The organism is Pseudomonas sp. C1C7, from assembly GCF_013359595.1.
Taxonomy (GTDB): Bacteria; Pseudomonadota; Gammaproteobacteria; order Pseudomonadales; family Pseudomonadaceae; genus Aquipseudomonas.
Genome location: NZ_JABFMP010000019.1, coordinates 121,344 through 129,067, shown reverse-complemented (window position 1 = coordinate 129,067; position 7,724 = coordinate 121,344). Strand labels below are relative to the sequence as shown.

Genomic DNA, 7,724 nt, shown 5'->3' with positions numbered 1-7,724 from the left:
CGGCCTGATCGGATTTGGTTCGTGTAGGAGCTGCCGAAGGCTGCGATCTTTTGATTTTGTTTTTTAGGATCAAAAGATCGCAGCCTTCGGCAGCTCCTACAGTGGTATAGGGTGTTCTCTGATTTCGCGTACACCCACCAAACCCGTAGGAGCAAGGCTTGCCCGCGAAGGCGTCCTCGCAACCTACCTCCATCCTGCGGATGCACATCGACCCACTGTGGGAGCGGGCTTGCCCGCGAAGGCGTCCTGACAGACGACCTCAATCTCGCGGATGTACCCAGCCCCATTGTGTGAGCGAGCCGGCTCGCGATGGTCGTCAACGATAACGCTGGGTGCCTGATTCCCCGCAATCTTCTTGGGTCCATCACGACCGTGCTCGCTCCTGCACGTATCGATTCAACGCGCACCATTTGTGAACAACCTACCCGTCGACGTAGCCAACGGTAGCGCTACGCTATCGTCCCTTTCGGTAACACTGTTCCTGCGTTTCAACCCATCTATCTGATTCAAAACACTTTTCAATCCCCTCTACATTCCCCGTCCGAGCTGTGGCACACTTTCTGCTGTCTGTTCCGTTGTTACATACCAAGTTCCGGTATAGCGGAATAAACATCATCCTGGAGTGCTTGCCATGCATCACCGTCCTTCCTTGTTCAAAGCGTGTGTTCTTTTGTTCGCAGCGTCTGCTGCTGCCGTGGGTGTGGCCCAGGCGGCGGACAGCAAGCTCGATAGCGTTCTGGCCCGTGGCAAAGTGATTGTGGGGACCGGCAGCACCAATGCGCCTTGGCACTTCCAGGGGGCGGACGGCAAGTTGCAGGGCTTCGATATCGATATCGGGCACATGATTGCCAAGGGGCTGTTCAACGACCCGGACAAGGTCGAGTACGTGGTGCAGTCTTCCGATGCGCGGATTCCCAACCTGCTGACCGACAAGGTCGACATCAGTTGCCAGTTCATCACCGTGACCGCCAGCCGTGCCCAGCAGGTGGCGTTCACTCTGCCGTACTACCGCGAAGGCGTGGGCCTGCTGCTGCCGGCCAACAGCAAGTACAAGGAAATCGACGACATGCGCGCCGCCGGTGACAGCGTCACCGTGGCCGTGCTGCAGAACGTGTATGCCGAAGAACTGGTGCATCAGGCGCTGCCCAAGGCCAAGGTCGATCAGTACGACAGCGTCGACCTGATGTATCAGGCGGTGAACTCGGGACGCGCCGACGCGGCGGCCACCGATCAATCGTCGGTCAAATACCTGATGGTGCAGAACCCAGGCCGCTACCGCAGCCCGGCCTACGCCTGGAGCCCGCAAACCTATGCCTGCGCGGTCAAGCGTGGCGATCAGGACTGGCTGAACTTCGTCAACACCACCCTGCATGAAGCCATGACCGGCGTTGAGTTCCCGACGTATTCGGCATCCTTCAAAAAATGGTTTGGCGTCGATCTGCCGACTCCAGCCATCGGTTTCCCTGTCGAATTCAAATGATCCCGTGAGAGCGGGGCGGTCCTGAATCGCCCCGCTCAAGGTACTGCCGACCATGAACTATCAGTTGAACTTTGCCGCCGTGTGGCGCGATTTCGACACCTTGCTGGCGGGGCTCGGTCTGGGCCTGGAACTGGCGCTGGTGTCGATCGCCATCGGCTGCGTGATCGGCCTGCTGATGGCGTTTGCTTTGTTGTCGAAGCACCGCGCGTTGCGGGTGCTGGCATCGGTGTATGTGACGGTGATCCGTAACACGCCGATTCTGGTGTTGATTCTGTTGATCTACTTCGCCTTGCCGAGCCTGGGCATCCGTCTGGACAAGATCCCTTCGTTCATCGTCACCCTGTCGCTGTATGCCGGGGCCTACCTGACCGAAGTGTTCCGCGGCGGCCTGCTGAGCATTCCCAAGGGCCAGCGCGAGGCTGGTCTGGCGATTGGCCTGGGCGAGTGGCAGGTCAAGGCTTATGTCACCGTGCCGGTGATGTTGCGCAATGTGCTGCCGGCCTTGTCGAACAACTTCATTTCGCTGTTCAAGGACACCTCCCTGGCGGCCGCGATTGCGGTGCCGGAGCTGACCTATTACGCACGCAAGATCAATGTCGAAAGCTACCGGGTGATCGAAACCTGGCTGGTGACCACCGCGCTGTACGTGGCGGCCTGTTACCTGATTGCCATGATGCTGCGTTACCTCGAACAGCGTCTGGCGATTCGCCGATAGGAGCCCTCGATGTACGAATCTCCCAGTTGGTTGCATGAGTTGTGGGTTGCGCGGGAAGCATTGTGGCAAGGCTTTTTGACCAGTGTGCAGTGTTCGGCCCTGGCAATTTTGCTGGGCACTGTGCTCGGTGTGTTTTCAGGGCTGGTGCTGACGTACGGCAAGTTCTGGATGCGCGCGCCGTTTCGTTTTTACGTGGACGTGATTCGCGGCACCCCGGTGTTCGTGCTGGTGCTGGCGTGCTTCTACATGGCGCCGGCGATGGGCTGGCAGATCAGCGCGTTCCAGGCCGGTGCCCTGGGACTGACGCTGTTCTGCGGCTCCCACGTTTCCGAGATTGTGCGCGGAGCCTTGCAGGCTTTGCCTCGCGGACAGATGGAAGCGAGCAAGGCGATTGGCCTGACGTTTTACCAGGCGCTCGGCTACGTGCTGTTGCCTCAGGCGCTGCGGCAGATCCTGCCGACCTGGGTCAACTCGTCCACCGAGATCGTCAAGGCCTCGACCCTGTTGTCGGTGATCGGGGTGGCCGAACTGCTGCTCAGCACCCAGCAGATCATCGCCCGCACCTTCATGACCCTTGAGTTTTACCTGTTCGCCGGATTTCTGTTTTTCGTCATCAACTACGGCATCGAGTTACTCGGCCGGCACATTGAAAAGCGGGTGGCCTTGCCATGAATCAGACTCAAACCAACGCACAAAACGGCCAACCCTTGCTGGACATTCGCGGCCTGCACAAACGTTACGACCAGCTTGAAGTGCTCAAGGGCGTCGACCTGACCATGCAGCGCGGCAACGTCGTGACCCTGATCGGCTCCAGCGGCTCGGGCAAGACCACGTTGCTGCGCTGCGTGAACATGCTCGAAGAGTTCCAGGGCGGGCAGATCCTGCTGGACGGCGAGTCCATCGGCTATGACGAAGTCAACGGCAAACGCATTCGTCACGCGGAAAAAGTCATCGCCCGCCATCGCGCCATGACCGGCATGGCGTTCCAGCAATTCAACCTGTTCCCGCACCTCACCGCGCTGCAGAACGTGACCCTGGGCCTGCTCAAGGTGAAGAAACTGCACAAGGACGAAGCGGTGGCACTGGCCGAGAAATGGCTTGAGCGTGTCGGCCTGCTCGAGCGTCGCGATCACTACCCGGGCCAGTTGTCCGGTGGCCAGCAGCAGCGCGTGGCGATCGCCCGGGCCATTGCGATGAACCCGAGCCTGATGCTGTTCGACGAAGTGACCTCGGCGCTGGACCCGGAGCTGGTCGGTGAAGTGCTCAACGTGATCAAGGGCCTGGCCGAAGACGGCATGACCATGCTGCTGGTGACCCACGAAATGCGCTTTGCCTTCGAGGTCTCGGACAAGATCGTTTTCATGAATCAGGGGCGCATCGAAGAGCAGGGGCCACCCAAGGAACTGTTCGAACGCCCGCAATCGCCGCGTCTGGCTGAATTTCTCAAAAGCACGCGGTTTTAAACATTCAATGTCAATCAGGAGAAAACACCCATGAGCATTACTCGTTACGGCACCGGCAGCAGCGCTGCAGGGGGCACGCCTCGCCCTTTCGCCCGCGCCGTTGAAGCCGATGGCTGGCTGCACGTGTCCGGGCAGGTGCCGGCGGTGGACGGCGAGATCATCAATGGCGGTATCGTCGAGCAGACCCACCAGACCATGAAGAACCTGATCGCGATTCTCCACGAAGCCGGTTATGGCATCGAAGACGTTGTGCGTGCCGGCGTGTGGCTGGACGATCCGCGGGATTTCACCAGTTTCAACAAGGTCTTCGCCGAGTACTTCAAACCTGAACACGCCCCGGCCCGGGCCTGCGTGCAGGCGAGCATGATGGTCGACTGCAAGGTCGAGATCGATTGCATTGCCTACAAGAAAAAGGCCTGAGATTGGCGGTGAATTGTTCGCGGACAAGCCTTGCTCCTACAGGTTTTCACCGACTGCAGGAGCGAGGCTTGCCCGCGAAGGCGGCCTTACGGTTGCCGCCGCACTCTGGGTAAACTCCCGGCACTTTGTATGGGAACCACAGACATGACCGAAGACACCATCAAGCGCCGGGCACGTGGCCTGGACCGGGCGTTCGATATCCTCGATTTCCTCAAGGAAATCGGCCAGCCCCTGCGACCGAACGACATCGCCAATGGCATCGGCAGCCCCAAATCCACCGTCTATGAACTGGTGGCCTCGCTGCTGGAACGACGGATTCTGGAACCGGTGGGCAAGGACGGTCACGTTTACCTCGGCCGTCAGCTGTATTTCCTGGGCCAGGCGCACCTGCGCCATTTCGATCTGACCCGCGAGGCCGACCATGCCTTGCAGGAAATCGTCAGCCAGACCCGGGAAACCGCGCAGATGTGCCTGCTCAACGGGCGCAAATACACCGTGGCGCTGATGAAGGAGGGCGAGCGGCATTTCCGCATTTCCTCGGACATCGGCGAAAACGCACCGATCCCCTGGACCGCTTCCGGGCGCCTGTTGCTGGCGCACCTGAGCGACCAGGCGATCGTCGACCTGATCGACGAGGACGACTTCATCCTGCCCACCGGCGAACGCCTGCCGCTGGAGCAGTTTCTGGGCGAAATCCGTCAGGCCGGCATCGATGGCTTTTTCTCCTTCGACAGCGTGGCCGACACCTTTACCCATTGCTTCGCCGCCCCGGTCAAAGACCCCAACGGCGTGGCCATCGCAACCTTGTGCATCGTCGCCCCGAGGGCCGATGCCAAAACCAACTACCACGATTACCGTCGGGTGCTGATCGAAAGCGCGAACAGCCTGGCCCGGCGCATCAACGAATAACAGCGGCTGCCCGCAGCCGCGAATGTGAGGAGTTCGACCATGTCTTCTGCCCCCAATACTGCCGCCGTGGAAAAGGGCTTTGCCCAGACTGGCGCCAACCTGGTCCGCGACGTCAGCCTGCCGGCCCTGGTGCTGCATCGCCAGGCGCTGGAGCATAACATTCGCTGGATGCAGGACTTTGTCAGCAACAGCGGCGCGCAGCTGGCGCCCCACGGCAAGACCAGCATGACCCCGGCGCTGTTCCGTCGCCAGCTGGACGCCGGCGCCTGGGGCATCACCTTGGCCAGCGCCACGCAAACCCGCGCGGCCTACGCCCATGGCGTGCGTCGGGTGTTGATGGCCAACCAGCTGGTGGGCACGCCGAACATGGCGCTGATCGCCGACCTGCTGGCCGACCCGACGTTCGACTTCTATTGCATGGTCGATCACCCGGACAACGTCGCGGACCTGGGCGCCTACTTTGCCTCCCGCGGTGTGCGTCTGAACGTGATGATCGAATACGGCGTGGTGGGCGGCCGTTGCGGTTGCCGCAGCGAGCAGGAAGTGATCGACCTGGCCAAGGCCATTGCCGCGCAACCGGCATTGGCTCTGACCGGCATCGAAGGCTACGAAGGGGTGATCCACGGCGATCACGCCATCAGCGGCATCCGCGCCTTTGCCCAGTCGCTGGTGCGTCTGGCGGTGCAGTTGCAGGACAGCGGCGCGTTCGCCATCGCCAAGCCGATCGTCACGGCTTCGGGTTCGGCCTGGTACGACCTGATCGCCGAGGAATTCGAGGCGCAGAACGCCGCCGGGCGTTTCCTCAGTGTGCTGCGTCCGGGCAGCTATGTGGCTCACGACCACGGCATCTATAAAGAAGCGCAATGCTGCGTGCTCGACCGCCGCAGCGACTTGAACGAAGGCCTGCGCCCGGCGCTGGAAGTCTGGGCCCATGTGCAGTCGCTGCCGGAGCCGGGTTTTGCGGTGATCGCCCTGGGCAAGCGCGACGTGGCCTACGACGCCGGCCTGCCGGTGCCGCTGCTGCGTTACAAGGCGGGCGTGGTGCCGGCCAAGGGCGACGATGTCGGCGGCTGCAAGGTGACGGCGGTGATGGACCAGCACGCGTTCATGACCGTGGCGCCCGGGGTTGAGTTGAAGGTGGGCGATATCATTTCCTTCGGCACCTCGCACCCGTGCCTGACGTTCGACAAGTGGCGCACGGGGTGTCTGGTGGATGAGCAGCTGAATGTCATCGAGAACATGGAGACCTGCTTCTAAGTTCGTAACCCGAGTTGCTGCCTTCGCGGGCAAGCCTCGCTCCTACGGATCACACCAACCTGCAGGAGCGAGGCTTGCCCGCGAAGACGCCCGCCCAGACACCACCGCAACACCAGAGACTCCACAGATGAACACCATCAACACCCCCCGCATCGCCCTGATCGGCGAATGCATGATCGAGTTGCAGCACCGCGCCGATGGCAGTCTGCAACAGAGCTTCGGCGGCGATACCCTGAACACCGCCGTCTACCTGTCCCGCGAGCTGGGCAGCGCCGGCAGCGTGGACTACGTCACCGCCCTCGGCGATGACAGTTTCAGCGACGCCATGTGCCAGAGCTGGGCCGCTGAAAACATCGGCCTGGGCATGGTCCAGCGTTTGCCCGGCCGTCTGCCGGGGCTGTATTGCATCCAGACCGACGCCGCGGGCGAGCGTCGTTTCCTTTACTGGCGCAACGAAGCGGCGGTACGCGACTGCTTCACCACCCCGGCCGCCGAGCCGATCCTGGCGGCGCTGCCGGATTACGACGTGCTGTATTTCAGCGGCATCACCCTGGCGGTGCTCGGCGCGAAAGGCCGCGAGCGCCTGCTGCAAACCCTGATCGAAGCCCGCCAGCGCAATGCGCGGGTGGTCTTCGACAACAACTACCGGCCACGACTGTGGGCTTCGATCGAGGAAGCGCGGGCGGCTTATCGCAGCGTGTTGCCTCATGTCGACCTGGCGCTGTTGACGGTGGATGACGAGCAGGCGCTGTTCCATTTCGCCGATTGTGATGCCGTGTTCGAGGCCTACGAGCAGATTGGCACGCCCGAAGTGGTGCTCAAGCGCGGCGCCGAGGCCTGTCTGATTCGTTGTGCTGGCGAGTCGTTCGAAGTGCTGGCGCAGAAGGTCGAGCGGGTGGTGGACACCACGGCGGCGGGGGATTCGTTCAGTGCGGCGTACCTGGCCAGCCGGCTCAAGGGTGGCAGTGCGGTAGAGGCGGCAGAGGCGGGGCATCGGTTGGCGAGTCGGGTGATTCAGGTGCCTGGGGCACTTATCCCAAGATAAGCGTTGAATGGCCGCTGGCTGCGCCATCGGATCGCGGGCAAGCCCGCTCCCACAGGGGTTGTGAGTTGCCACAGATTTCAGGTGCGCCGACAAATCCTGTGGGAGCTGGCTTGCCAGCGATGAGGCCTTCAGGCCAACCCATCAATCCCGGAAAAACACCTGAACAAGGTGATACCCGAACTTGCTCTTGATCGGCCCATGCACCACCCGCAGAGGTTTCTTGAAGATCACCGCATCGATCGCCCCGACCATCTGCCCCGGCCGCACTTCACCCAGGTCGCCGCCGCGCTTGCCGGACGGGCAGGTGGAGTACTTCTTGGCGAGCACATCGAATGCTTCGCCCTTGGCGATGCGTTGCTTGAGCTGCTCGGCTTCTTCGGCGGTTTTCACCAGAATGTGGCGGGCTTGAGCTTTCATGGGGCAGTTACCTGTTGA

General features: G+C 61.7%; 9 protein-coding genes. 8 read left to right on the top strand and 1 reads right to left on the bottom strand.

The genetic code is table 11. The features are described 5' to 3' along the window. Positions 1-631 precede the first annotated feature (631 nt). The 8 genes from HNO86_RS17285 to HNO86_RS17250 all read left to right on the top strand — a co-directional run bounded on the left by HNO86_RS17285 (position 632) and on the right by HNO86_RS17250 (position 7,289). Positions 632-1,480 (top strand): transporter substrate-binding domain-containing protein, encoded by an 849-nt coding sequence (locus HNO86_RS17285; RefSeq protein WP_175378148.1) that lies wholly within the window; start codon positions 632-634, stop codon positions 1,478-1,480. Between the two features lie 52 nt (positions 1,481-1,532). After that, a complete protein-coding gene (locus HNO86_RS17280) occupies positions 1,533-2,195 on the top strand; it encodes an amino acid ABC transporter permease (protein ID WP_175378147.1) in 663 nt (220 codons plus the stop codon). A 9-nt stretch (positions 2,196-2,204) separates the two neighbouring features. Further along, positions 2,205-2,867, top strand: coding sequence for an amino acid ABC transporter permease (locus HNO86_RS17275; RefSeq protein WP_175378146.1), 663 nt, complete (start codon positions 2,205-2,207; stop codon positions 2,865-2,867). Then, positions 2,864-3,658 carry an amino acid ABC transporter ATP-binding protein gene (locus tag HNO86_RS17270; RefSeq protein ID WP_175378145.1) on the top strand — a complete coding sequence of 265 codons (795 nt, stop codon included), beginning with the start codon at positions 2,864-2,866 and terminating at the stop codon, positions 3,656-3,658. Before HNO86_RS17275 ends, HNO86_RS17270 begins: the two co-directional genes overlap by 4 nt. 30 nt (positions 3,659-3,688) lie before the next feature. Further along, complete coding sequence (locus HNO86_RS17265) at positions 3,689-4,078, top strand: RidA family protein (RefSeq protein WP_175378144.1); 390 nt, start codon at positions 3,689-3,691, stop codon at positions 4,076-4,078. Positions 4,079-4,222: 144 nt separating this feature from the next. Continuing rightward, the gene (locus HNO86_RS17260; protein ID WP_175378143.1) at positions 4,223-4,987 is read left to right on the top strand and encodes an IclR family transcriptional regulator; all 765 of its coding nucleotides are present in this window, start codon (positions 4,223-4,225) and stop codon (positions 4,985-4,987) included. Positions 4,988-5,026: 39 nt separating this feature from the next. Next, positions 5,027-6,244: an amino acid deaminase gene (locus tag HNO86_RS17255; protein ID WP_175378142.1), complete on the top strand. Its 1,218-nt coding sequence runs from the start codon at positions 5,027-5,029 to the stop codon at positions 6,242-6,244. A 127-nt stretch (positions 6,245-6,371) separates the two neighbouring features. Then, a complete protein-coding gene (locus HNO86_RS17250; protein WP_175378141.1) occupies positions 6,372-7,289 on the top strand; it encodes a sugar kinase in 918 nt (305 codons plus the stop codon). A 141-nt stretch (positions 7,290-7,430) separates the two neighbouring features. Here the strand turns inward: HNO86_RS17250 and HNO86_RS17245 are convergent, their stop codons facing one another. After that, positions 7,431-7,706 (bottom strand): peptidylprolyl isomerase, encoded by a 276-nt coding sequence (locus HNO86_RS17245; RefSeq protein ID WP_110963242.1) that lies wholly within the window; start codon positions 7,704-7,706, stop codon positions 7,431-7,433. Between the last annotated feature and the right edge of the window lie 18 nt (positions 7,707-7,724).